Source organism: Paenibacillus sp. FSL R5-0345, from assembly GCF_000758585.1.
In the GTDB taxonomy this organism is placed as follows: Bacteria; Bacillota; Bacilli; order Paenibacillales; family Paenibacillaceae; genus Paenibacillus_AQ.
In genome coordinates this window covers 4,783,554-4,807,528 of record NZ_CP009281.1, presented here as the reverse complement: position 1 = coordinate 4,807,528, position 23,975 = coordinate 4,783,554, and the positions used below count along the sequence as shown (strand labels likewise).

The window sequence follows — 23,975 nt, the reverse complement described above, 5'->3', positions numbered from 1 at the left end:
TTCCGGTTCAGTTTCCTTCAATAAACCATTGGTTACTTATGTTCGATGTGATATCGCCGTTTGATGTTTTTATTATCGACTTTGCGATGCCCACTGCTACTGTATCTGCAACTAACTATATAGTGAGACCCGTGAATGATTATGTTCATTCACGGGTCTTTTTTTAGAGATTGGACTTGGGATAGTTTAAGTCATAACCATTAAATACCAGCCTTGCGTTACGCATGACGATCTGCCTCCCGTTACGCATGAAGTCTGCCTCGCTTTACGCATGACGATTTGTCGCACAATCCCCTAACGATTTGACTAACCCTCTCCACGATGTATATATTATTTGGCAAACCCCTATATTGTTAAGGCTGTGACCGGAGGCATGATATGTTCAAAATATTTATTATAGAAGATGACCGTGGACTGGTGGCTCTGCTACAGGATTATTTACATAAATTTGGATATGAGACACAGGCAGTGAATGATTTCGAGCGGGTTCGCACTCAGTTTGAAGTGTTCGCTCCACACCTGGTTCTATTAGATGTTAATTTGCCAAAATACGATGGGTATTACTGGTGCCGTCAGATTCGCGGGATTTCCACTTGCCCTATCCTTTTTATATCTGCCCGTGACGGCAAAATGGATCAGGTGATGGCGCTGGAGAACGGAGCGGACGATTATATCACAAAGCCTTTTGATTATGAAATTGCGATGGCCAAAATCAAAAGCCAGCTACGACGCGCCTACGGCACTTACGCGGGAAGCAACAATGATCGTGCCCTAACCGTTGCCGGAATGACGCTGGATGTGGAGCGACTAATTCTTACTCGAGGAGAAGTCAAGGTGGACTTAAGCCACACCGAAGCCAAAATACTAGATGAGCTAATGCAAAAGTCGGGAACCATCGTTACCCGCGACAGACTGCTCGAGAAAATCTGGGATGATCAAGCTTTCGTAGATGAGAATACACTTAATGTCTATGTCACTCGTGTACGTAAAAAGCTTGCCGCTCTAGAGATTACGGACGGCCTACAAACCGTTCGAGGCCAAGGCTACCGCTTGATTTCGAACTGGGGGGATGAGGAATGAAGCTATTTTTGCGGGAGCAGATCCCATTAATTATAGTCTACCTAGCGCAGCTCATCTTGATCACACTAGTCTATCGGCTGGATGGAGGCAGTGGTGTGAGCGTAAGTCTGTACGCAGCTCTTCTCAGCACTTGTCTGCTGCTTGGCTACCTCGCTTATCGGTATATCAGCAATCGTACATTCTATGAACGGCTGGAGACAGTTCCCTCCTCTCTAGATGAAGCCGGCGGCCCTACTCAGGATTCTCCGCTTGCCGTGAGTTTACGAGGACTACTAGGATCACAATTCCGCCTCTACAAAAATGATTTACACAGCTACCGCCACAAGCTGGAAGAACATATTCATTTTATTAATCAGTGGGTGCATGGGATGAAGACACCCTTGTCTGTCATCCATTTGATGATCCAAGATAAGGACGGACCGCCTTTTACAGCAATAGGTGATGAACTGGATCGTCTGAAAAAAGGACTGGATACCGTACTTTATACGGCTCGGCTAGATACTTTTGAGCATGACTTTTATGTGGAACGTTTGGATTTGGAAACCCTAGTACGTGGTGTAACCTCAGAGCAGAAACGTCTGTTCATACGTAACCGTATATTTCCTACTATTAAAATAGAAGAGCGAATCACCGTAACCTCAGATGAGAAATGGTTAAGTTTTGTGCTGACACAGATCATTACAAATGCGATACGTTATACGACGGAAGTCGGCAAACATGTTTATTTCCATGGGTACATACAAGAGGAAAAGAGAGCAGTACTGGAGATACGAGATGAAGGGGTTGGCATACCGGCAGGTGATCTGCCGCGTGTGTTTGATCCTTATTTTACAGGTGTAAATGGACGAACCTTTCAAGAATCCACGGGGATGGGTCTATATCTTGTGAAACAGATCTGCGGAAAGCTTGGTCACGAGGTGAGCATTTGCTCAGAAGAAGGTAAGGGCACGACCGTGCGGATAGTGTTTAGGGAGTCCTACCTTACAAATATGTAAGGTCATTGTAAGTTAGAGAAATGGCAGCCTGTGTATACACTTTGTATAATGAAGGCAATCCAGTCGAAAGAAGGAGAGGTAACACTTGCCCATTCTAGATGTTCATAATTTATCAAAAATATATGAGGGTAAAGTGTCCACTCAGGCATTGAATCATATCCGCTTTTCTGTTGAAAAAGGGGAGTTCGTTGGCGTAATGGGACCTTCGGGGAGTGGGAAAACAACACTGCTCAACACGATCGCCACCATCGACCAGCCGACCTCCGGTCAGATTCTGATCAACGGCCGAGATCCCAATCTGCTTAGCAGACAAGAAAAGGCACTCTTTCGCCGCCATGAGCTTGGTTTCGTCTTTCAGCATTTCAATCTGCTGGATACGCTCACTGTAGAGGAGAACATTGTACTGCCTCTCACGCTTGCTGGTGTCCGTGTAACGGAAATGGAGAGCAGGCTGAAAGAAGTAGCAAGCATGCTGGACATTGAGCATTTGCTGCAAAAAAGAACCTACGAGATTTCAGGTGGACAAATGCAGCGGACCGCCATCGCCCGGGCGATGATTCATCGTCCTGCACTGATTTTAGCAGATGAGCCTACAGGGAATTTGGATTCCAAAGCTTCAGGCGAAGTCATGAATATGCTGACAGAGGTGAATAAGGAAGAAGGGGCAACCGTGCTGATGGTCACACATGACGCAGTGGCCGCGAGCTTTTGTAACCGAGTCATCTTTATTAAAGACGGACGTTTCTATAGTGAAATGTACAGGGGAAGCAGTAGAGGCGCTTTCTTCCAAAGTATTATTGATATGTTGTCTCTGCTTGGGGGAACTAGCCATGACCTTTCGGCAATTCGCTTATAGGAATGTTACACGTAACAAGCGTAAATATGCGGCTTATTTTGTCGTCAGTGCTTTTTCAGTGATGATCTTTTTTGTGTGCGCCTTGTTTATCTATCATCCGGATATTTCTAAGAGTTTGGTTTATAGTACGGCGGCTCATACAATGATGGCGGCGGAAGCCATTATTTATGTGTTTTGCTCCTTGTTTGTTCTCGTATCGGTCGGATCGTTTCTGCAGTCACGGAAGATGGAATTTGGGATTTTATTGATGCATGGAATGACGAAGAAACAGCTCAACACGATGGTGTTTTTGGAAAATATGATGATCGGCACCTCAGCCATCCTAACAGGTACTTTACTAGGGTTGATTCTGGGTAAGTTGTTTTTGATGATCGGATCTACTTTTCTAGGAATACCTCTTTTAACGTTTCATCTTCCTTGGCAGGCACTAGTACTTACGATATGCAGTTTTGCACTGTTATTTATGTTAATCTCGCTGAGCACCTTCGCCTTTATTGGGAATGAATCGCTAATGCGGCTGTTTCAGGGAGAGCGAAAAGCAGATGAGGAACCAAAGGTATCCCTCGTGTTATCTATGATCTCTGCTGTATTACTGCTACTGGGTTATTATTTGGCTGCTACTGCAAAAGCGGCTTCGGTTGAAAAGGTGATGTTTCCCGTAGTTGTGATTACGGTGGCAGGAACTTATCTCTTTTATACGCAGCTTAGTATTTATGTTGTTAAATTGCTTAAGACGATTCGGCGCTTGTATTGGAACCATACCAATATGATTACATTATCGGGTTTGTCCTACCGCTGGAAAGAGAATGCCCGAATGTTTTTTATGGTGACGATTGTGTCCGCAGTATCTTTTACTTCAGTGGGGGTATTCGCATCGATCCATACGCTTTCCAGAGAGCTGAAATTGGATTATCCGGCAGCTGTTGGTTATGTAGCCAAAGGCGATCAGACACCGGTACTTTTTGAACAGCATTTGGAAGAAATTAAAGATGAGCTTACAACGCTCGCCTTACCTTATGAGACACTTAGTATTCCTATCAAATACGCAGAGGTGGAATCTCAGACTGGGCCTGATCGCACGTTAAGGCTTCCCTTGATTGCTTACAGTGATTATAAGCTTGCTCTGCTTCGTGCAGGGTTTACGACGGATGAGCGCCCTCTTAGTGGAGATGAAGGACTGGTGATGATCGGTTCGCAACGAGATCGGAGTCTGACAGCGGGTAGAGCGAAGCAGGTCTACACCCTGAGGCAAGGTCTTTCCATTCGTGAAACGGGGTATACCCAGCATGTTCCGATAGCCGAATATCTGTTGCCGGAGCTTGATGGAAGGGATGGAGGAGACTTCAGCGGAGTTGTGATCAGCGATGAGCTATACAAGGCTATTGATCCCGTACAGACTGATTTGTATACAGGATTTTATATGGATGACTTCCCGCGAACGGTTGGTATAGCGGCGGATCTTGCCCATAAAGGCAAACGATCCTATGAAAGTAACTCTCCATACGCGATTGTGGTTAGCGGCACGCTGTTTGAAATACAGAGAACACTGTATAACACGATGCTATTTGCTTCTTTACTGGTGGGTACTGTCTTTTTCATTGCAGCAGGCAGCTTCCTTTACTTCCGGCTATACACAGATCTAGATCATGATCGTCATCAATATTCTACATTGTCCAAAATGGGACTTACAGATCAAGAGCTAAACCGAATTGTAACGATTCAATTGTCGTTGTTGTTTTTTGTGCCAGTTGGGGTTGCTATTTTGCATAGTGTGTTTGCCTTTATTGCGCTTCAGCGGTTGTTCTACTTATCAATTGCTGTGGAGACAGGGGCTGTATTGATGGGCTATTTGGCTGTCCAGGGACTTTACTTCTTTTTTATTCGCAGCCGTTATTTACGCAACTTGAAGAAGAACTTGATTTGAATAATGGGGGTTACGAAATGCAAGCATGGATTACAGAGTTTATGGAGCAGTTTGGTTATTTCGGTATTTTCCTGATGCTCGCTTTTGAAAATATTTTTCCACCGATTCCTTCCGAAGTGATCCTTCCTTTTGGCGGATTCATGACAACCACAACGAATTTAACCATCCCTGGTGTAATTATTGCTGCTACGCTTGGTTCTTTGCTGGGTGCAGTGATTCTATATTATATCGGTCGTTTGCTGGATGTAAATCGGTTGGAAAAGATCGTTGAACGCTGGGGCGGTCTACTCCGAATCAGCAAAAAAGACATTCACAAGGCTGATGCTTGGTTTGATAAATATGGCTATTGGACCGTATTATTTTGTCGGATGGTTCCACTAGTACGTAGTTTGATTTCGATTCCGGCAGGGATGTCCGGTATGAAATTTGGCGTATTTATGATCTTCACAACGATTGGTACACTGGGCTGGAATCTACTGCTAGTGCTTATTGGCGCAGCATTGGGTGAAAACTGGGAAGACATTGCCATGTATATGGATATGTACTCCAACGTAGTGTACGTACTTATTGCTGGGGGATTAGCGGTTTTGGGGTATTTGTACTTCCGCAAGCGTAGCCGGAAAATGAACACCGAAGGTTGAGCGAAGAAGGACTTATAGATAAAAGTTATGATTAAAAAGGAGGAGAACAAATGGAGCTATTATCGATTATTAAAGCTATTATTTTGGGGATTGTTGAAGGATTGACCGAGTTTGCTCCGGTATCCTCCACAGGTCATATGATTATTGTTGATGATATGTGGTTAAAATCGACAGAGTTATTTGGGCAATATACGGCCAATACTTTCAAAGTGGTTATACAACTGGGGTCAATCTTAGCAGTTGTTGTTATTTTTAGAAATAGGTTCATTGAACTGTTGGGCTTAAAGCATTTCAGTCGTAAACAGTTGGACCCTGTAACTGAGGAACAACCACCGCTCGAAAAGGGTGGACATCTTAAGCTTACACAGGTACTTGTAGGTTTAGTTCCGGCAGGTGTGCTGGGCGTTCTGTTTAATGATTATATTGATGAGCATTTATTCTCTACATCTACCGTGTTAATCGGTCTAGTAGTTGGTGCGGTGTTAATGATTATTGCGGATCTATTTGGACCCAAGAAGATCCAAACAGAGAGTGTCGATCAGATTACATATAAGCAGGCACTAGGTGTTGGTCTTGTCCAATGCTTCTCGTTATGGCCAGGATTTTCACGTTCCGGGTCGACGATTTCCGGTGGTGTCCTTCTTGGTATGAGTCATCGTGCTGCTGCTGATTTCACATTTATTATGGCTGTTCCAATCATGGCAGGGGCCAGTCTCCTCTCACTGATGAAGAATTGGCAATATTTCACCATCGATGCCCTGCCGTTCTTCATTGCAGGCTTTATCAGTGCTTTTGTATTTGCGCTGTTATCGATGCGATTCTTCCTGAAATTGATCAACCGGATTAAGCTTTTACCATTTGCTATATACCGGATAATACTTGCCGCTGTAGTATATTTCGTGTTTTTCTAAATCCGTTATAAGGAATCGATATAACAGAAGCCCCCGTCATCTATTGCAGATGACGGGGGCTTTCACGTATGATGACATCAGATTAAGACACTCAGTTTATTAATTATAAGGATAAAGTAAAAGTTCACTTTACCCTTATATCTCTCGCATAAACGCTTACCGTCCATAAAAGGACGCCGAAGGCGTTTTAGCTTGATAATATCGGAGACAGGTGCTTGCCGGGAATTAGTAATTCGGTAGGCTTAATAGGGAAATTCGGTTCGAAGCCGATGCGGTCCCGCCACTGTAACGGAAGAGTCCATAGCAATATACGTCACTGGCAATTTACTACTGCTGGGAAGACTGCTAAGGATGCTGACACCGCTAGCCAGGAGACCTGCCTGTTTCAACAGCACTGCTTCACCTACGGAGGATAGGAAGGTGTTAGACGTGAACCATAGGTATATTATGGGCGTCTTTCCCTTTGACTTTTTTAGGGAAGGGCGCTCTTTTTAATAGGGATGTTATGGTTTCAAGCCAAAATAAGAAGATGGAGAAGGGGAGCTGTAAAGTGACGAACAAAGTAAAAGTAAGTAATCTTGGCTATCCAAGAATCGGAAAAAACCGCGAGTGGAAGAAAACGTTGGAAGCCTTCTGGGCAGGTAAAATAAATGAGGAAGAGTTCCGTACTGAAATGGCAGGCATTCAACTTCAGCATTTGAAGACTCAGCAGGAGGCAGGCATTGAGTTAATTCCGGTAAATGATTTTACATTCTACGATCATGTGTTGGATACGGCTGTAATGTTCGGGATCGTACCTCCGCGTTATGCGTATGATGGTGGCGACATTGGGCTTGATCTTTATTTTGCGATGGCTAGAGGGAACGCTGAGGCTACCGCCTGCGAGATGACGAAATGGTTCAACACGAACTATCACTATATCGTTCCAGAGATCGGTGCACAAACGCCGCGCCTGACGGAGAATAAACCACTGGAAGCATACCGTTTCGCCAAGTCTCAAGCGGGTATTGAGGGGAAACCTGTGGTTTTAGGCCTTTATACCTTCCTTAAGCTGTCAAAAGGTTTTGCATCTGCGGATATTGCGAAGATTGCCGCTCGGTTTCTTCCGGTTTACGTTCAGCTATTGCAGGAACTGAAGCAAGAAGGAGTAAGCTGGGTACAAATCGATGAACCAGCGATTGTTACAGGAATAAATGAATCAGAACTATCATTACTTAACTCGATTTACACAGAAATTGCTGAATCCGTGCCTGGATTAAATATTATTCTGCAGACTTACTTTGAAGCTGCTGAACCATTGGAGGCATTGTTCAAGCTTCCGGTACAAGGTTTAGGTCTTGATTTTGTCCATGATGGCGGAACGAATCTGGCATCGATTGAGCGCCTTGGCTGGCCTGAGGATAAGTGGCTGGGAGCGGGTATTATTGACGGACGCAACATCTGGCGCTCGGATCTGGATGCTAAGCTGCAGCTAATCGAGAAGCTGAGTGTACATGTACCACTTGATCGTCTTATTCTACAACCTTCTTGCAGCTTGCTGCATGTTCCGGTTACTGTTCAGGGTGAGGTGAAGCTGAAGGCAACCGTCAAGGCTGCATTAGCCTTTGCTGATGAGAAGCTTAAAGAGCTTGGCCTGCTTGCTGCAGCCTTAGAGGGTACTGGAGAAGCTACTGCTGCGCTGACAGTCAGCCGCGAAGCTCTTGCAGCCTTCCGTGCACTTCCCGAACGCGGCCGTAAGGATGTAGCAGAGCAAGTTCTCGGACTTGCAGATTTACCAGACCAACGCAGTCTGCCTTTTGCAGAGCGCCTTAAGGTGCAACAGGAGAAATGGCAGCTACCACTTCTGCCAACGACAACGATCGGAAGCTTTCCACAGACCGTAGAAGTGCGCCAGGCAAGGTTGAAATGGCGTAAAGGTGTATGGAATCAGGAGCGGTATGACGGGTTCGTTCGTGAGCAGATTGCAGATGCAATCACCTTCCAAGAAAAGCTGGGTCTGGATGTACTCGTGCACGGTGAGTTCGAAAGAACCGATATGGTGGAGTTTTTCGGGGAGAAGCTGGACGGGTACTTATTTACCAGTAATGGCTGGGTTCAATCCTACGGATCCCGCTGCGTTAAGCCACCGGTTATTTATGCGGATATAGCTTTTATTGAGCCAATGACTGTTAAAGAAAGTGTCTATGCTCAGTCTTTAACTTCCCTTCCTGTTAAAGGCATGTTGACAGGTCCGGTCACGATTCTCAATTGGTCTTTCGTACGTGATGATCTTAGTCGGGAAGAAGTAGCCAATCAAATTGCCTTAGCACTCCGCCATGAAGTGAAAGCTTTGGAGGATACAGGCATAGAGATGATTCAAGTAGATGAACCCGCTATCCGTGAAGGACTTCCTTTGAAAGCTGAAGATCGTGAGGGATACTTAAATTGGGCGGTGAAGTCGTTCCGTATCGCGACAAATCATGTGAAGGCTACAACGCAAATTCATACTCATATGTGCTATAGCGAATTCAATGACATGATTGATTCCATTTCAGCAATGGATGCGGACGTCATCTCTATTGAGACTTCCCGTAGCCATGGGGAACTGATCGTCAGCTTTGAGGAGCAGGAATATGATAAAGGAATCGGTCTTGGTGTGTATGACATCCATAGTCCACGGGTTCCTGCTGTAGAAGAAATGACAGCTAATATTGATCGTGCTTTGCGGGTGCTGGACCCAGAACAGTTCTGGATTAATCCGGATTGCGGTCTTAAGACACGCGGCTGGCAGGAGACAGAGGATGCACTGCGTAACATGGTAAGAGCAGCCGCTATTGCAAGAGAAAAGGCAGGAGTTACTGCCTCCTAATAGCGAAAGAGTAAAGCAATAAATTTAAGCCGGGGAACTTCTCCCTGGCTTTTTATTTCAGCCACTTGATAATAATTCTCATTCTTGATAGAATGAGAAAAGAAAAGAAGGAACCGTGGAGGGTCCCTTCAAATCATCACCTTATTTGCTTTCGAAAGTTTTACAATCTGTCTCTTCTGCACGTGTAGGTTCTTGGGAGCTGTGGAAAGCTACAAAGATAGAATCAGCACTGCATTTGTTCTCTTCTGCCCAGTGGGTGCAGGAGTTAACTTCGCAAATTACGTCTTTTGCCATGAGGGTTCACCTCCCCTTGGTGTGATAGACAGCATCATGAAATGAACTGCTCTGTTCAGCAAGGTGGAGCTTGTCCGAACAGAACCATGCCGCGCCCTCATTCATTATGAATAGAGGGTATTTGGTATTTTCTGTTTGATTAGACGTGGTAATTGTATCAAATAAAATGTATGTAAGCAAATGGGTTATTCAATAACGGAAATACGACAAACTTATACAAATAAATATAAAAAAACACAAAAGACATCTATTGCTTACATGTCTAAAAATAGAAAATAATCCTAAATATCTATATTATTACAAAAATATTCTGTTAATATTTTCAATGGGGAACGGCCGATCCTAATCTGAAATATTGGAGGATGAAGATATTGAAAAAGTTCTTATTATTCCCTTTTGCCCTAATGTTCATATTGTGCTTACCGCTTTATGCAGGTGCGGAAGGTGTACATAATGACGAAGCTCCTCAAAAGAGTGAATCAGAAATCATAAAAGTCTATAAAGCCTCAGCTACGGGATTGTCAGAAATTTCTGTAGAAGAGTACAATGACATTCTTGCGCAAGGACAAGCTGTAGAGGCTGCTAAAGAGGGGCTGTTGGCAAGTGTACCTCTGTTCAAAACGGATTCTTCCTTTGCAAGTGCCTCTGCTATTGCACCTAGAGATGCTTACCAAACAACGATCTACTCCTATCAACAAAATGGTTATGTCTCCTATGTCACTAGAAGTGGCTTGACTAGAAGAATCTCTCAACCTGTATATAACAGTGCTTCTGTAAATTCGTTGTTAAACATTAGCTATTCAGTATCTCAAGGCTATATTGCGAATACTAGCTTTGGTGTAACCGCAAAACAAACAGCGGTAAGTGCTGGTATTACAGGTGGCTCATCATGGTCCAATACTTATGGTGGCAGTAACACGACAACTGCATCAGTAAATCCGTACAACTATGCTTGGATGGAATACACGCCTATTATGAATAACTCATTTGGTGTAATCACAGAGAAGAATTATGTTAATGTTCAGGGTTCTTCAGTTCTTGTAAGTACTAATAGTTATGATGTTGATATTTACACAGCGAGATTATTAAGCGGATCGCTACCAGATGGCGTGTATGTCATTAAACAAAGTGCTGCTAACCCAGGTTGATTTTGGCACGAAATATAATAGCTTTAAACTAAAAGAGTCGCAGAAATGCGGCTTTTGTTCTGTTTAGAGAGCATAACTCAAAAGAAACTGTTTTTCATTCCATTTTTAAGTGCAACCTTCCAAGTTTTGGAACGTCATAGTATAGAGTGACGGAAGAGATCTGCTTAGAACAAGACATTCCGGAACGATATTATGATCCGTGCAAGCGGTATCTATTACATTTTTGGAGGAATGAGAATGCGCAAATGGGGTCTGCATTACTTATGTTTATTAATTCTTACGGTGGTCTTGGCGGGGTGTGGCTCAGCGGATAGGAATTCAGCGGCAGATAGTTCGGCAAAAGAAAATGGTAGTACGAGTAACAATGCAGCAGCAGAGGTACAAACGCAAAGCTCGATGGCCTCATCTGCGGACCAGAGTACCGCGGCAGCTCCTGAGACAGAAACAGGTGGCGGCGGCGATAACTTGGCTGTAAAGGGATCCACACCAGACAATACAATTCAAGCAAGTGCAGGATTTACTGGTAGTGATGTAGTAGCGGGCTTGAACAAGAAGCTGATCTATAAAGCGAATCTTAACATGGAAGTAGAAGACTATGGAAAAGCACAGACTGAAATACGTAATTTAGTAACCATGGCAAATGGATATATTATTGAGTTTAATGAAAATATGTCGCAGTACGAGCAAGGTGGGACGTTTATCCTTAAGGTGCCTGCCTCCGGATTCTCCCCTTTTCTGAATAAATTAGAACAAGTAAAACACGAATCTCTACAGCGCAGCATTCAAGGACAAGATGTCTCTGAAGAGTATGTTGATCTGGAGTCGCGTTTGAAGGCCAAGCAGTTAATGGAAGCACAATATACAGAGTTTATGAAAAAAGCAACGAAATCCACGGATCTGGTCGCCTTCGCGAACGAGCTTGGTTCGATTCAGGAAACCATTGAGCAGATTAAAGGTAGAATGAGATATATTAATCAGAATGTATCATTCTCTACAGTAGAACTGAGAGTGTATCAGACGGATGAAAGCATTGCTGTCAAAGAGAAGGAAGAGCAAGGACCGTTACTGGAACGTGCTTCAGATGCTCTAAAAGGAAGCTTGAATGCACTATCTGTTATGTTTCAGTGGATTGTCGTTATCCTTGCAGGAGCGTTACCGATACTAATTGGAGTAGCCATTATCCTAGCTGTCGTTCTAGTTTCCCGCAAAAATATTCGCGAGCGTCGGGAGCAGCAGACCGAGAGGATGCGTCAACGAAATAAGGAGCTGAACAGAGAGCAAATCATTCCTGCGGCAAAAGAGATCAAGGAGGCAGCTTCAGAAGATGATCTGAAGGCTAATAAGGACTCAGAGAAAGAGTAGGCGCTATGAAATTAAAAAGCCCTCAATCCAAGGTATTACATTGGTCAAGCCCCCATTTTATAGACACTGAAAAAAGACCCTAGGCAATAAGCTGTTTCCGGTACTCTACCGGAGGCAGCTTATTTAACCTTCGTTGTGGCCGATGTTGGTTATAAAATCGAATGTAATCTTCAATTTTCCTTTGTGCCTCATCCATATTTCGGATATCATAAGGATAGAGTCCTTCCGTTTTGAGATGCGAGAAGAAGCTCTCCATAGAGGCGTTGTCATAACAATTGCCTCGGCGAGACATGCTGATTCGGGCCCCAACCTTTGGCAGCATGTCGTGGTATGCATGAGACGTGTATTGGAATCCCTGATCGCTGTGAACGATCAGTCCAGTCACGTCTTTTTGCTGACTCCACGCCTGCTCAAAGGTCCGGAGAACCAGTTCGTTGTCGTTCCTAGCGCTCATTTGATAAGCGATAATTTCGTTATTGAATAAATCTTTAATCGCAGAAAGATAGAGCCACTTTTCGCCTACACGATATTGCGTAATGTCTGTCACCCATTTTTGGTTGGGAGCATCCGCTTTGAAATCCCGTTTCAAAATATTTTTCGCCACACGGTCTCCTTCAGAAGTAGCATAATTACAACGATGTTTTCGGCGGATCCTCGAACGAATGCCTAAATCCTGCATAATTCTGAGTACCTTCTTATGATTCATCCAAACCCCGTGGTCTTGTAGCAAGAACAATTGAATTTGGCGATAACCGTAGACTCCTTCATACCTTTCATAGACCTTCTGAATGAGCGCCTTTGCTTCCTGATCCCGATCTGTTCCTTTGCGCTTCAGGAAAGCGTAGTATCCACTTCTAGAGACCCTAAAGAGTTTACACAGGTTGCTAACGGCATACTCTTTTGCAGCGTTCTCAATGACTCTATATTTGTGCGTTTCACCTCCTGCATCCAGATTTCCAAACACTTTTTTAGCATTTCATTTTCCCGTTTGAGCTTTTGAACATACCTATCTTGATCGATATATTCAATACGACGCCCCCGTTGATCTAGTAGCCCAAATTCCCCTAGCTCTCGGTATTTCTTCATCCATCTCTTTACCCGTCCTTGATCTTGTATCTCAAAATGCTCCGTAATTTTCCGATAAGTCCATCTTTCCTCCACATGTAAACGAATGGCCTCTTTTTTAATCTCATCTGAGTAATTTTTAAACTTCTGTCCTTTAATCGCCATAAAAATGCACCCCCTAGAATTTCATCGGATAAACCAGGGGTTTTTTCCAATGTCTATTCTAAGGGGTGCACTTCACATGGATTGAGGGCTTTTCTAATAAAAGGACGATATTTTTTCTTTTGTGCAGAAGATTGAAAATTAGGCAGACTGGAAGAGCACGCGATACTCTCCATAGCCTTCTTTCTCTAGATCCTCTTTAGGTACAAATCGCAATGCTGCTGAATTTATACAGTAGCGTAGCCCGTTTTCTCCGGGACCATCGTCGAAGACATGACCTAGGTGAGAGTCTGCTACTTTGCTGCGTACTTCTGTGCGAACCATCAAATGACTGAGGTCTGTCTTTTCCTTCACAGCGTAGTCCCGGATCGGACGGGTAAAACTTGGCCAGCCGCAACCGGAATCGTATTTATCCTGCGAGCTGAATAACGGCTCACCAGATACGATATCTACATAAATGCCATCTCCATGGTGATCCCAGAAATCATTTCGAAAAGGTGATTCTGTTGCACTATTCTGAGTGACTTCATATTGAAGTGGTGTTAGACGTTCTTTCAAGCTTTGTTTGTCCTCTTTATGTGTCCAGTGAGTTTCGATAAAATCTTCTCGGCCGGAACCTTTACGGTAACGTTTGTAGTGGCCGGGATTCTTACGATGGTAGCCCTGATGATATTCTTCGGCGGGATAGAAGGTGGTTGCCGGGAGAATCGGAGTTACAATCGGACTAGAGAATCGACCGCTTGCTTGCAGAGCTGCCTTGGAAGCTTCTGCTTGTTGTTTTTGTTCCTCCGAATAGGTAAAGATCGCTGTTCCGTAAGAAGTCCCGCGATCATGGAATTGTCCACCTGCGTCGGTAGGGTCAATTTGCTGCCAGAACAGCTCAAGTAACTTGCTATAAGGGAAAATATCTGGGTTGAACGTAATTTGTACAGCTTCAACATGTCCTGTCGTTTCCGAACAAACCTCTTCATAGGTCGGGTTTACAGTATGACCGCCGGTATAGCCAGAGACGACACTAATGATACCTGGCAATTCTTCGAACGGCGAGACCATGCACCAGAAGCATCCGCCTGCAAAGGTTGCTTTTTCTGTCTTGGTATTTATATGGTTAGTCTGATGTTCACTCATTGATATCCCTCCATTTCACATAATGCAATTAAATAGATCACAATTTAATTATAAAGCAAATACTAACTGCCTGCCAGTTTGCGAGCAAATAGTTCTTCACTAACGATGATTTTTCACTTCTTGAGAGCGGGGACGCAAACTCAGTCCAGCAATAATCAGTACTGCGGCATACACAATGATGGCTGTAATTGCACTTCCGGGATTCTGCAACAGATGATCTCCGAGAAAGGCGTATAAGGCAATCCCCGGTATTTTTCCTATGCCAGAAGCTGCAATATAGCTCCAAAAAGGCAGACCAGCGGCTCCGGCGTAGATGTTGACCGCTGTTTGGGGAATGATCGGCACGAGACGAGCAAGGACAATTGAAGCGAAAGGCCGTCGTTCTATGCCGGCTGTGAACTTTTCGAGCGCGGGTATGGAGGCTAAGTAAGCTCTTGCCTGGCTTTGAAATAAGTATTTTACAACGCCAAAAAGGATTGCCGCAGCAAGATTTGTAGCCAGCCAGCAGATTATAGCACCCGCTAAACTCCCGTAAGCATAACCGAAGAACCCGATGACAGCTTTGTAAGGTACAACTGGAAACAAAGCCAGTAAAGTTGCAATCCCTATGGAACTGAAAAGATTATGATCCTCTTTCATCCAGCTTAGGATGTCATATCTGTAGATAAACGCAAGGATTGTGGCCGAAACATAAAGAATAATCGAGAACCATTTCTTCATAGATAATATGCCCCTTCTTCCACTCATTCATCTCATCATAAGGGAAAAGAAGTAAATATTGAAGTAAAGATCAATTGTCAGAGAATGAGAAGCAGGTATAATAGCATTTGTAGAGAACAAAGAGAGAATGAACGAGTTATTGAAGTATTGAGAGGGGGGAAGATCAATGATTGCATCTGAACGTAAAAGAGTCGCCATAATAGGAATCGGCAATATCGCCCGCAAAGTATATTTGCCACTGCTCTCTCAGCATGAACATGCGGAGGTAGTTGGTGTTCTTAGTCATTCACCGACAACGGTGGAGCAGGCCGTTCAAACTTACCGTTTTCCTAAAGGTACGACGAATCTGGATGAGCTGTTTTCTTGGGATCTGGATGCAGTATTTGTACATAGCCCAACGACTACACATTATGATATAGTAACAAAATGTCTCGAACATGGGATTTCGGTATATGTAGATAAGCCGCTGTCCTATGATTTTGAAGAGTCCAGAAGGATGGCGGAGTTAGCACAAGATAAAGGGCTTTTGCTAGGAGTGGGCTTTAATCGCCGTTTTGCCCCTATGTATGTTACCGCTAAGCAATGGCTTGAGGAAGTCGGTGGGATTAGCCATTGTAGTGCGATAAAACATCGAACGAAGCTACAGACGGGTACCAGCCGCGAAACTGTGCATGATGATTTGATCCATATGCTTGATTTGCTGTTGTGGTTGTGTGGAGATCATTATGAACGGCTTCGTAATCATCTTCAATCTAATGAAGCAGGTCGTCTTCTACAGGCATCTGGAATGCTCAGCTGGAAACATGGCGCAGTAGGGATGTACAGTATGATTCGTGAAGCTGGCGTGGATGTGGAGAAGCTTGAGCTACATGGGTATGGCAGATCAGTGGAAGTGGTGGATCTGGACAAGGCTGTTCTTTATAAAAAGGATGCCAAGCCGCAAATTCAAAGCTTTGGAAGCTGGGATACTGTGCTGGATAGAAGAGGTTTTAGTGGAGTGGTGAACGATTTTCTTAGCAATATAAATACACCGGAGCAATGCAGCATTGCTGCTTCAGCGGTACTGCCTAGTCATATGCTGGCGGCACAGCTTGCTGAATGAGGTCTCCGAGAAAGGAGAAGAATATATGGAGGATAACCGTAAATTAGTGGAGGAACAGATCATCGAAAGCTATAAGCGCGAAGAAGAGATGATGATCCTTGTCTTTGCTCAGTGGTGCGTCAATCAAGGCCTCGATCCGCATGCGCTTTATTTGCAGGCCTATCCGCAGCAAGAAGGGAATGAAGCTTTGCGTCATGCGCTTTCCCTCACGGTTTCTGCGGAGGAAGCAGGGGACATTTCTGATGATACAGTCCTGGGTGTGCTTTCGTTATTTGGAAATGACGACTTGGCACAAATCGTAACCGAAGCGATTGCCGGGCGGGGATCTAAAGGACCTGTGGGGGATTGACATTGGGGATATAATAATAGAGTCAGATGAACTTTTTTTGGTAAACGATGTTCATCAAGGTTAAAATGTGTTAATATTATATATACTAACTAATAGTAAGTTTCGCTAGTGAGAGGTGAGAACAATGGAAGAACATCAATTTGCGATGTGTCCCAGATTTGAAACAGCCTTCTCTTTCTTAGGCAAACGTTGGAATGGACTTATTATTCAGACATTGATGAGTGGACCGAAGCGGTTTAAAGATATCTCCGGCCTCATTCCTTCAATGAGCGATAAGATGCTGTCCGAGCGGATGAAGGATTTGGAAGGTGAGGGTATCCTGGTTAGGCATGTATACCCAGAGACACCCGTACGTATTGAGTATGAATTAACAGATAAAGGCCGTGCATTGCAGCCTGTTATGCAGCAAATTCAGTCTTGGGCTGAGAGCTGGGTAGACTAAAATTCACAGTAATGTTGTGGCCCTTTTTCCGAAATGGTGGAAAAAGGGCTTTTCAATTTCTAAATATTAGACAGTGACAGTTTTGTTCCAATCCTTTATGCTTGAAAAAAACTTGCACAGTTTAAAAATAATTGTAATATAATAGAAAAACATTGTATGATCCTTGAATGGAAGCGCTCGCGTATTTGGTTTTTGCTCAAAACTACTCAGCTGGAGTACAGGCATAGCAAAACTATTAGGAGGCGAGGGAGATGAAGACGAAGACGACCCTGTTTTCCCGGGAAATAACGTATGGAAAAAAGGATGTTGCTGAGCTAGAGAATGCTTCTATCAAAGTACAGCTCATCTATGACAAGACGTTGTTCATGCTGCATAGCCATCTTCCTGATTCCTTATGGGATGCGTGGATTGGCGTGCCTTACAGCATTATCTCTTCACTCTACAAAGGGAACAATGATAGCGGAACTATTTTTCAAAAATGGATTCAGAGTCCGACCGGCTGGAAATGTATTGGCTGTGAACGGCACTGTCTGGAGTCGACGGAACCTCTCGAAGAGGAAAATGCGGTGAATCAAGAGCGACAATATAAGTTTCATAACGGCATTCGCCAGAGCATGGTGCTGCAAGCAGTAATTTGGTCCATGTACGAGAACACCGTATTATTCAAGCCCTTTTTAGGCGATGAGCCTTTTTTTGACGATGATGATTTGCATACGATATCCTCTTATTTCGTTCCAACATATCTTAATGAGTTTCACCTTATTGAGCGGTCTAAGCCATGTAAAGAATACAAAGATCAGAATATCCGAGTCTTTCAGGAATGGATTTCCGCGCCTGATCTTGTCCTTAAATGGAATGGGGGCTTGACGGAAGGAAGATGGATGACCGGTGTCTATATGGATCACTCGCGTTTTGCCGGGTTGGGACCTTATTTGAAGGATTCAAAGGGACAGCGGACGTATATGCAGGCTTATGTGCAATAAAGAGAGTTGAACAAGCACCTTTGTAGGTAAAGGTGCTTTTTTTGCGTTTATTTTGCATGTGCATTAATCTCCAATTTCGTTCAAAAATAAGATACAATTTCCGTGCGTACAATCACAAGTCAAAGTTCCTTTCAGGGTTAAGGTGAAGAAGTGGATAAGATTTATTCAAAACCTAATCCCATAACCCAAGGAGGAGCTATAATGGAAACTAAACAACTTAATGATAGTATTTCGGATTCGAAGCAAGCACAATCGGTACAAGCTGGGTTTACCCCAGATGCGCTAGTTAGAGATATTGTATTGCAGTTCCCTAAAGCAGCAGATTATTTCAAGGCAAAACGGATTGATTTCTGTTGCGGTGGAGCTAAACCTCTTGCTGAAGCGGCGGCTGAACGTGGTCTGGATCAAGAGCTAATCATCAGTGATCTTAACAAGCTGTTCGAAGAGTATCCAGTACCCGGAGAGGAAATCGCTTGGAATACTGCACCTTCTGAAGAGTTAATTGACCATATCATAAACAAACATCACCGTTATCTCCGTGAAGAGCTACCCCTCATTAGCCAAAATGTAACTAAGGTGTATCGAGTGCATGGTGGCGATTCTCCTCATCTGGCTGAGTTATATGACTTGTTTAACACACTAAAGGAAGAACTACTTACGCATACGGCTAAAGAAGAAGAAGATGAGTTTCCTAAGCTGTTGACGTACGATGCTAATCCTACTGAAGAAGGCTTGACAGCAATCCGCGAGTCATTGTCTGAGCTGGAGAATGAGCATGATGGTGCGGGCGATATTTTGAGAAAAATACGTAGTGTTACAGATGATTTCACTCCACCGGCGCATGCTTGTACGACCTATCGATTAACATATGCTCGGCTGGAAGAGCTGGAGAGTATGACTTTTGAACATGTACATCTGGAGAATAATATATTGTTCCCTAGATACCAGTGAAGACGAATAGAGCTCTAAAGAGTCCCTTAGGGGGCTTTTTTTATTGGGAAATTATACAATGCAAAGCAATGAGGATACCTCCGTTGAAAAAGGTAGATGAAATGATCCTGAAAAATATGGTTAAGATTAATTGAAGGCAGGTTGGCCAGTTGTGGAAGGATGCTTAAACGCGGAGAACGAAATGTCGCCGAATGAGCAAAAGAAGGGAAGCCTGCAAGTGTGCGGTTTTTGTTCTAGGGATGTAAAAATTATGTATTGAATAGAAAAATAATCTATATAGAGGAATTCTATGTTTATATGATTTTCGAGAAGAACTCTATTCTAGGGAATCTAGAATTTTTACTTATTTGAGAACAAGGCTTGTTTAAGTTATTCTTAAATAGATAGTATACATAACTTTACAAGCCTGAGACGCTATAGGGTCATTAGGCGGGATAAGGCGGTGCCAGGATGCCCACGCGAAATTTGTGGAAGTTGATGCTAGGCTTAATCATCGTATTCATAATAAATGGATGCTCCACTCAGACTGATGCTAATAGTAATGATAATAATGGTGCAGCAGGATCTGAGGGGCCGATGATATCGATTAAGATTGGTGATCAAGAACTGCTTACCAAACCATCGGACAGGTCACTCAGTGGGAGCTACAGAAATGGAATATCAATAATGGAGTTACTGAAAGGTAGTAATATTGCCACATTTGCTGAGGATAACTCAAGTATTCTTTCGGTAAAGGATTTTTCACTAGAGTCGGGAATGGTTTGGGAGCTTCAGATGGACGGTCAAATCATTGGGAAAGCGGATTGGAATAATGTTGTAGGATATGATTCACAGCTAGTCTTCACAGCGAAATCTAAGGACCATCAAGAACCACTTCAAACTGTAATGCTGACTTTGAACGGCGGAAGTGTAGAAGTAGATTTGCAGCATTCATATATTATGTTATTTAAAGAGGATTTAACTGTAAGAGAATTGCTAAAGAGCTGCGGTATGGTGCAGATGGATGATGGTAGTAGAAGCGTGCTTTCTGTTAATGATTATACCCCGCTAAGTAATGAAGTCTGGAAGCTGAAGGTGAACGGAAAGCTACTGCTCGATAATGGGATGGATATGAAGCTTATGCCTCATGATGTCTTAGAGATTCTATTAACTTTACGCTAAAAATAGTACATCAAAGCCAGATTAACGGTTCTTCAGAATCGTTGGTCTGGCTTTTTATGTTTGAAAATACCTAACAATCATTAGCGAACTAAAGTGTGAAAACATTCACAATTAAAGTGACCGCAATCACAATGACGACTTGAATTTGAACCGTATAATTCCAATATGTAGAAGAGAAATTGAGCATGTACTCATAAGCTTGAGGAGGCACCTAACCATGACAGCGAAGAGAGAAAATTTAGTGTTAGTAGGCAACGGTATGGCGGGCATAGGTACGATAGAGCAGATTTTGAAGCTGGGTGGAGCTTATGACATCACGGTCTTTGGAAGTGAACCTCATCCCAATTACAATCGGATCATGTTGTCTTATGTTCTTGAAGGTAGCAAAACCCTTAATGATATCATCCTAAACGACTGGAATTGGTATGAAGACAATAATATTACCCTGCACACGGGTACTACAGTGACACGAATTGATGAAGAGTCCAAACAAGTTGTTGCAGATAACGGGTTGTCAGTGCCATACGACAAAGTAATTATTGCGACAGGCTCGAATTCTTTTATTTTACCTGTGCCTGGCAGTGATAAAGAGGGCGTGGTTGGGTTTCGAGATATTTCCGACTGTGATGCGATGCTGGCAGCGGCCAAACAATATAGTAAAGCGGCTGTAATCGGCGGGGGATTGCTTGGGCTGGAAGCAGCAAAAGGTCTTGTGAACCTAGGTATGGACGTTACTGTAGTTCATTTAATGGAAGACCTGATGGAGCGCCAGCTTGATCGGAATGCCTCCTCGATGCTGCAAGCTGAGCTAGAGCGTCAAGGTGTGAAATTTGCTATGGGCAAACAAACGGTAGAATTGACCGGGGAACAGAGAGTAAGTGGATTGCGGTTCAGTGATGACAGTACGCTTGCTGCAGATTTTGTGGTAATGGCCGTCGGAATTAAACCGAATGTAACGTTGGCAAAAGAAAGCGGAATCTCCGTAAAACGTGGGATCGTAGTGGATGATTATCTGCAAACCTCCATGCAGAACGTATATTCCATCGGCGAATGTGCCGAGCATCGTGGAGTGTGTTACGGACTGGTGGCCCCGCTATTTGAGCAAGGCATGGTTCTAGCTAAACATTTATGTGGTAGTGAAACGAAGCCTTATGAAGGTTCCATTGTTTCCACGAAGCTTAAAATATCTGGGGTGGATGTATTTTCTGCAGGTGAGTTTTTGGATTCTCCTGAACACACGGTGATCTCAAGCAAAGATGAATGGAAGAGAACCTATAAGAAAATTTTGCTCAAAAATAATGTAATTGTCGGTGCGGTCTTGTTCGGTGATGTGACGGAGTCCGCGAATCTGCAAAAGTTAGTAAAACAAGGCGCGGTAATGACCGATGAAATTTATACAGAGGTCATGGGAACGGGATGCTGCGGTGGGGGAGCTAAGAAGGGTGCTTCCGTAGAGACGATGGCGGACGAAGAAATTGTCTGCGGTTGTAACGGTGTAACTAAAAAAGCGATCGTAGATGCCGTCACCGAACATGGTTTTACTACTGTGGATGAGATTAAAGCTTGCACTGGCGCTACTCGCTCTTGTGGGGGTTGCAAACCCGTAGTAGAACAAATCCTGGAATTTGTCTTGGGTGACAGTTTCCAGCAAGCTGCCAAGCAAGGTATTTGTGGCTGTACAACGCTTAGCCGTGATGAGATTGTTGCTGAAATCACAGCTAAAGGTCTTAAAACAACAAAAGAGGTCATGAATGTACTCGGTTGGAAACAAGAGGAAGGCTGCTCCAAGTGTCGTCCGGCGATTAACTATTATCTAGGGATGATCAACCCTGATACTCATCAAGATGAGAAAGAATCCCGATTTGTAAATGAAAGAATGGGTGCCAATATTCAAAAGGATGGAACCTACACTGTAATACCACGCATGTACGGCGGGGTAACAACACCAGAGGATCTGAAGAAAATCGCCGATGTCTCGCTTAAATATGATGTGAAAGTTGTGAAGGTGACTGGCGGGCAACGCCTGGATCTGATCGGTGTGAAAAAAGAGGATTTACCTAAGGTATGGGAAGAGCTGGATATGCCTTCAGGTTACGGTTATGCCAAATCTCTTCGTACGGTTAAGACTTGTGTGGGCTCGCAGTTCTGCCGTTTTGGCACACAAGATTCGATGGGAATGGGCGCTCTTATGGAGCGTAAGTATGAGCGTCTTGATTTTCCGGCGAAGTTTAAAATGGCTGTTAACGGTTGTCCTCGTAATTGTGCAGAATCCTGCACGAAGGATATCGGTATCGTCGGTAATGATGGCGGTTGGGAAGTATTTATCGGTGGTAACGGCGGTATTAAACCGCGAATAGCGGACGCCTTCTGCAAGGTGAAGACCGATGAAGAGTTAATTGAAGTGTGCTCGGCTGTGATGCAATACTACCGTGAAACCGGAAATTATTTGGAGAGAACCTCCGAATGGGTTGAACGTATGGGGCTAGAACAGATTCAAACGGTCATTCTCAACAATGAAGAGAATCGTAAAGAGCTTGCGGCGCGGATTGATTTTGCCTTAACTCAGGTCACAGATCCTTGGAAAAAAATACTGAATGACAACAGCACACGTACTGCACTTTTTGAAGAAACAAGACTTTAACGGATAGATTACACAAACAGAAGGGAGAAAAACAATGAAAATGGCAACACAGACATATACGATAGGAACTGTACAGGATTTCCTGTTACAGATCGGCCGGGTAGTTGTGGCTGGAAATATGGAGCTGGCTGTATTTCGTACCTCTGACGGAGCGATCTATGCGCTGGAGAATCGGAGCCCTCATCCCAAAGGGGGTCCGCTTGCTGAAGGGATCGTTTCGGGACACTTTCTTTATGATCCACTGTATGATTGGAAAATAGATCTTCGCACGGGTGAAGTACAAGCACCGGATCAAGGTAGTGTTGTGACTTATCCTGTCTCCCTTAGTGGAGACATTGTGACAGTGAGCTTGTAGACACCGAAGGTTGTAGTAAAGGATTAAATAGAAAACGGTGGGGTGGAGTATTATGTTTACACAAAGTGTGGAGAACATTGTCGAGGCGGCAGTCAGCAAGCGAGACCAAATGAATGAAAGTTTACCAAGATATTTTCTAGCAGCCCTCTTGGCCGGGGCATATGTGGGCATTGGGATTATTCTTATTTTCTCGCTGGGGGCGCCTCTAGCGGCTGCCAAATCACCTTTCCAACCTCTCATTATGGGTGCATCCTTCGGTATTGCCTTGACTCTTGTTGTGTTTGCTGGATCAGAGCTGTTTACCGGAAATAATATGTTCTTTACGGTTAGCACACTAGCTGGCAGAACAAGTATTTGGGATACCGTCAAGAACTGGGTGCTTGTGTTTGTAGGGAATGTGGCAGGGGCAGTGATTTTAGCACTATTAATTCGAGGAACTGGACTATTCAGTGCGGCGCCCCCAGAGCATCTGATCTTCGCAGCTGCAGCTAAGAAAATGAGCCTTCCGTTTTCGGAGCTCTTTTTCCGTGGGATTCTCTGTAACTGGCTGGTCTGTCTAGCGCTATGGATGGCTTCACGCGCTAAAAGTGAAACAGCCAAACTGGTTCTGATCTGGTGGTGCTTGTTCGCCTTTATTGCGAGTGGTTATGAACACAGCGTGGCTAATATGACCCTACTGAGCGTTGCTGTGTTGCTCCCGAATCACCCAGACACCGTTACGATTGCCGGATGGATACACAATATGATACCCGTTACACTAGGAAATATAATTGGCGGTGGCGTATTTGTTGGTATGGCCTATTGGATGATCTCTCCCGTGCGAAGTACTCAGACTAAACGTTAAGAGAATATTTATG

General features: G+C 43.9%; 23 protein-coding genes and 1 riboswitch. Of the genes, 18 read left to right on the top strand and 5 right to left on the bottom strand.

Going from position 1 to position 23,975, the window contains the following annotated elements; genetic code table 11:
• Window positions 1–378 precede the first annotated feature (378 nt).
• The 7 genes from R50345_RS21385 (at window position 379) to metE (ending at window position 9,255) form a co-directional block, all read left to right on the top strand.
• The gene (locus tag R50345_RS21385) at window positions 379–1,080 is read left to right on the top strand and encodes a response regulator transcription factor (protein ID WP_042129937.1); all 702 of its coding nucleotides are present in this window, start codon (window positions 379–381) and stop codon (window positions 1,078–1,080) included.
• Window positions 1,077–2,075 (top strand): sensor histidine kinase, encoded by a 999-nt coding sequence (locus tag R50345_RS21380; RefSeq protein WP_042129934.1) that lies wholly within the window; start codon window positions 1,077–1,079, stop codon window positions 2,073–2,075. Before R50345_RS21385 ends, R50345_RS21380 begins: the two co-directional genes overlap by 4 nt.
• Window positions 2,076–2,160: 85 nt before the next feature.
• A complete protein-coding gene (locus tag R50345_RS21375) occupies window positions 2,161–2,931 on the top strand; it encodes an ABC transporter ATP-binding protein (protein ID WP_042129933.1) in 771 nt (256 codons plus the stop codon).
• Window positions 2,906–4,855, top strand: a complete 1,950-nt coding sequence (locus R50345_RS21370; RefSeq protein ID WP_042129931.1) for an FtsX-like permease family protein — start codon at window positions 2,906–2,908, stop codon at window positions 4,853–4,855. Before R50345_RS21375 ends, R50345_RS21370 begins: the two co-directional genes overlap by 26 nt.
• 17 nt (window positions 4,856–4,872) lie before the next feature.
• Window positions 4,873–5,496 (top strand): DedA family protein, encoded by a 624-nt coding sequence (locus R50345_RS21365; RefSeq protein WP_042129929.1) that lies wholly within the window; start codon window positions 4,873–4,875, stop codon window positions 5,494–5,496.
• A gap of 50 nt (window positions 5,497–5,546) precedes the next feature.
• Window positions 5,547–6,407, top strand: coding sequence for an undecaprenyl-diphosphate phosphatase (locus R50345_RS21360; RefSeq protein ID WP_042129927.1), 861 nt, complete (start codon window positions 5,547–5,549; stop codon window positions 6,405–6,407).
• A gap of 192 nt (window positions 6,408–6,599) precedes the next feature.
• Window positions 6,600–6,805, top strand: a riboswitch (cobalamin riboswitch).
• A 131-nt stretch (window positions 6,806–6,936) separates the two neighbouring features.
• Window positions 6,937–9,255 (top strand): 5-methyltetrahydropteroyltriglutamate--homocysteine S-methyltransferase, encoded by a 2,319-nt coding sequence (gene metE / locus R50345_RS21355; RefSeq protein WP_042132354.1) that lies wholly within the window; start codon window positions 6,937–6,939, stop codon window positions 9,253–9,255.
• Window positions 9,256–9,396: 141 nt separating this feature from the next.
• Here metE and R50345_RS30905 read toward each other — a convergent pair whose 3' ends face one another.
• The gene (locus R50345_RS30905; protein ID WP_076120659.1) at window positions 9,397–9,549 is read right to left on the bottom strand and encodes a DUF1540 domain-containing protein; all 153 of its coding nucleotides are present in this window, start codon (window positions 9,547–9,549) and stop codon (window positions 9,397–9,399) included.
• A 371-nt stretch (window positions 9,550–9,920) separates the two neighbouring features.
• On the opposite strand from R50345_RS30905, the gene R50345_RS21350 reads away from it, so the two are divergent.
• Complete coding sequence (locus R50345_RS21350; RefSeq protein ID WP_042129925.1) at window positions 9,921–10,697, top strand: hypothetical protein; 777 nt, start codon at window positions 9,921–9,923, stop codon at window positions 10,695–10,697.
• Window positions 10,698–10,934: 237 nt separating this feature from the next.
• Complete coding sequence (locus R50345_RS21345; RefSeq protein ID WP_052414679.1) at window positions 10,935–12,059, top strand: DUF4349 domain-containing protein; 1,125 nt, start codon at window positions 10,935–10,937, stop codon at window positions 12,057–12,059.
• Between the two features lie 79 nt (window positions 12,060–12,138).
• Here R50345_RS21345 and R50345_RS21340 read toward each other — a convergent pair whose 3' ends face one another.
• The 4 genes from R50345_RS21340 to R50345_RS21325 all read right to left on the bottom strand — a co-directional run bounded on the left by R50345_RS21340 (window position 12,139) and on the right by R50345_RS21325 (window position 15,134).
• On the bottom strand, window positions 12,139–12,939 hold the full coding sequence (locus tag R50345_RS21340) for an IS3 family transposase (RefSeq protein WP_231574208.1): 801 nt from the start codon (window positions 12,937–12,939) through the stop codon (window positions 12,139–12,141).
• On the bottom strand, window positions 12,891–13,289 hold the full coding sequence (locus tag R50345_RS32010; RefSeq protein ID WP_042123336.1) for a helix-turn-helix domain-containing protein: 399 nt from the start codon (window positions 13,287–13,289) through the stop codon (window positions 12,891–12,893). Before R50345_RS32010 ends, R50345_RS21340 begins: the two co-directional genes overlap by 49 nt.
• A 138-nt stretch (window positions 13,290–13,427) precedes the next feature.
• The gene (gene msrA, locus R50345_RS21330; protein ID WP_042129923.1) at window positions 13,428–14,414 is read right to left on the bottom strand and encodes a peptide-methionine (S)-S-oxide reductase MsrA; all 987 of its coding nucleotides are present in this window, start codon (window positions 14,412–14,414) and stop codon (window positions 13,428–13,430) included.
• Window positions 14,415–14,513: 99 nt separating this feature from the next.
• A complete protein-coding gene (locus R50345_RS21325) occupies window positions 14,514–15,134 on the bottom strand; it encodes a TVP38/TMEM64 family protein (RefSeq protein ID WP_042129922.1) in 621 nt (206 codons plus the stop codon).
• Window positions 15,135–15,300: 166 nt separating this feature from the next.
• Here R50345_RS21325 and R50345_RS21320 point away from each other — a divergent pair, with 166 nt between their 5' ends.
• The 9 genes from R50345_RS21320 (at window position 15,301) to R50345_RS21280 (ending at window position 23,962) form a co-directional block, all read left to right on the top strand.
• Complete coding sequence (locus R50345_RS21320) at window positions 15,301–16,236, top strand: Gfo/Idh/MocA family protein (RefSeq protein ID WP_042129921.1); 936 nt, start codon at window positions 15,301–15,303, stop codon at window positions 16,234–16,236.
• Between the two features lie 25 nt (window positions 16,237–16,261).
• Window positions 16,262–16,585 (top strand): protein YxiS, encoded by a 324-nt coding sequence (locus R50345_RS21315; RefSeq protein WP_042129919.1) that lies wholly within the window; start codon window positions 16,262–16,264, stop codon window positions 16,583–16,585.
• 124 nt (window positions 16,586–16,709) lie between these two features.
• Window positions 16,710–17,027 carry a winged helix-turn-helix transcriptional regulator gene (locus R50345_RS21310; protein ID WP_042129916.1) on the top strand — a complete coding sequence of 106 codons (318 nt, stop codon included), beginning with the start codon at window positions 16,710–16,712 and terminating at the stop codon, window positions 17,025–17,027.
• A gap of 251 nt (window positions 17,028–17,278) precedes the next feature.
• Window positions 17,279–18,010, top strand: coding sequence for a hypothetical protein (locus R50345_RS21305; RefSeq protein ID WP_042129914.1), 732 nt, complete (start codon window positions 17,279–17,281; stop codon window positions 18,008–18,010).
• Between the two features lie 201 nt (window positions 18,011–18,211).
• Entirely contained in the window at window positions 18,212–18,961 is a 750-nt protein-coding gene (gene ric, locus R50345_RS21300; RefSeq protein ID WP_042129912.1) for an iron-sulfur cluster repair di-iron protein, read from the top strand.
• A gap of 450 nt (window positions 18,962–19,411) precedes the next feature.
• On the top strand, window positions 19,412–20,122 hold the full coding sequence (locus R50345_RS21295) for a hypothetical protein (RefSeq protein ID WP_042129909.1): 711 nt from the start codon (window positions 19,412–19,414) through the stop codon (window positions 20,120–20,122).
• A gap of 217 nt (window positions 20,123–20,339) precedes the next feature.
• The gene (gene nirB / locus R50345_RS21290; RefSeq protein WP_042129907.1) at window positions 20,340–22,763 is read left to right on the top strand and encodes a nitrite reductase large subunit NirB; all 2,424 of its coding nucleotides are present in this window, start codon (window positions 20,340–20,342) and stop codon (window positions 22,761–22,763) included.
• A 34-nt stretch (window positions 22,764–22,797) separates the two neighbouring features.
• Window positions 22,798–23,118 (top strand): nitrite reductase small subunit NirD, encoded by a 321-nt coding sequence (nirD, locus tag R50345_RS21285; RefSeq protein WP_170880354.1) that lies wholly within the window; start codon window positions 22,798–22,800, stop codon window positions 23,116–23,118.
• Window positions 23,119–23,170: 52 nt separating this feature from the next.
• Complete coding sequence (locus R50345_RS21280; protein ID WP_042129905.1) at window positions 23,171–23,962, top strand: formate/nitrite transporter family protein; 792 nt, start codon at window positions 23,171–23,173, stop codon at window positions 23,960–23,962.
• Window positions 23,963–23,975 lie beyond the last annotated feature (13 nt).

Excerpts from the sequence above, each read along its gene's own strand:
- R50345_RS21385 (WP_042129937.1), top strand. The coding sequence starts at position 379 with ATGTTCAAAATATTTATTATAGAAGATGACCGTGGACTGGTGGCTCTG.
- R50345_RS21380 (WP_042129934.1), top strand. The coding sequence starts at position 1,077 with ATGAAGCTATTTTTGCGGGAGCAGATCCCATTAATTATAGTCTACCTA.
- R50345_RS21370 (WP_042129931.1), top strand. The coding sequence starts at position 2,906 with ATGACCTTTCGGCAATTCGCTTATAGGAATGTTACACGTAACAAGCGT.
- R50345_RS21365 (WP_042129929.1), top strand. The coding sequence starts at position 4,873 with ATGCAAGCATGGATTACAGAGTTTATGGAGCAGTTTGGTTATTTCGGT.
- R50345_RS21360 (WP_042129927.1), top strand. The coding sequence starts at position 5,547 with ATGGAGCTATTATCGATTATTAAAGCTATTATTTTGGGGATTGTTGAA.
- metE (WP_042132354.1), top strand. The coding sequence starts at position 6,937 with ATGGAGAAGGGGAGCTGTAAAGTGACGAACAAAGTAAAAGTAAGTAAT.
- R50345_RS30905 (WP_076120659.1), bottom strand. The coding sequence starts at position 9,549 with ATGGCAAAAGACGTAATTTGCGAAGTTAACTCCTGCACCCACTGGGCA.
- R50345_RS21345 (WP_052414679.1), top strand. The coding sequence starts at position 10,935 with ATGCGCAAATGGGGTCTGCATTACTTATGTTTATTAATTCTTACGGTG.
- R50345_RS32010 (WP_042123336.1), bottom strand. The coding sequence starts at position 13,289 with ATGGCGATTAAAGGACAGAAGTTTAAAAATTACTCAGATGAGATTAAA.
- msrA (WP_042129923.1), bottom strand. The coding sequence starts at position 14,414 with ATGAGTGAACATCAGACTAACCATATAAATACCAAGACAGAAAAAGCA.
- R50345_RS21325 (WP_042129922.1), bottom strand. The coding sequence starts at position 15,134 with ATGAAGAAATGGTTCTCGATTATTCTTTATGTTTCGGCCACAATCCTT.
- R50345_RS21320 (WP_042129921.1), top strand. The coding sequence starts at position 15,301 with ATGATTGCATCTGAACGTAAAAGAGTCGCCATAATAGGAATCGGCAAT.
- R50345_RS21315 (WP_042129919.1), top strand. The coding sequence starts at position 16,262 with ATGGAGGATAACCGTAAATTAGTGGAGGAACAGATCATCGAAAGCTAT.
- R50345_RS21310 (WP_042129916.1), top strand. The coding sequence starts at position 16,710 with ATGGAAGAACATCAATTTGCGATGTGTCCCAGATTTGAAACAGCCTTC.
- R50345_RS21305 (WP_042129914.1), top strand. The coding sequence starts at position 17,279 with ATGAAGACGAAGACGACCCTGTTTTCCCGGGAAATAACGTATGGAAAA.
- ric (WP_042129912.1), top strand. The coding sequence starts at position 18,212 with ATGGAAACTAAACAACTTAATGATAGTATTTCGGATTCGAAGCAAGCA.
- R50345_RS21295 (WP_042129909.1), top strand. The coding sequence starts at position 19,412 with ATGCCCACGCGAAATTTGTGGAAGTTGATGCTAGGCTTAATCATCGTA.
- nirB (WP_042129907.1), top strand. The coding sequence starts at position 20,340 with ATGACAGCGAAGAGAGAAAATTTAGTGTTAGTAGGCAACGGTATGGCG.
- nirD (WP_170880354.1), top strand. The coding sequence starts at position 22,798 with ATGAAAATGGCAACACAGACATATACGATAGGAACTGTACAGGATTTC.
- R50345_RS21280 (WP_042129905.1), top strand. The coding sequence starts at position 23,171 with ATGTTTACACAAAGTGTGGAGAACATTGTCGAGGCGGCAGTCAGCAAG.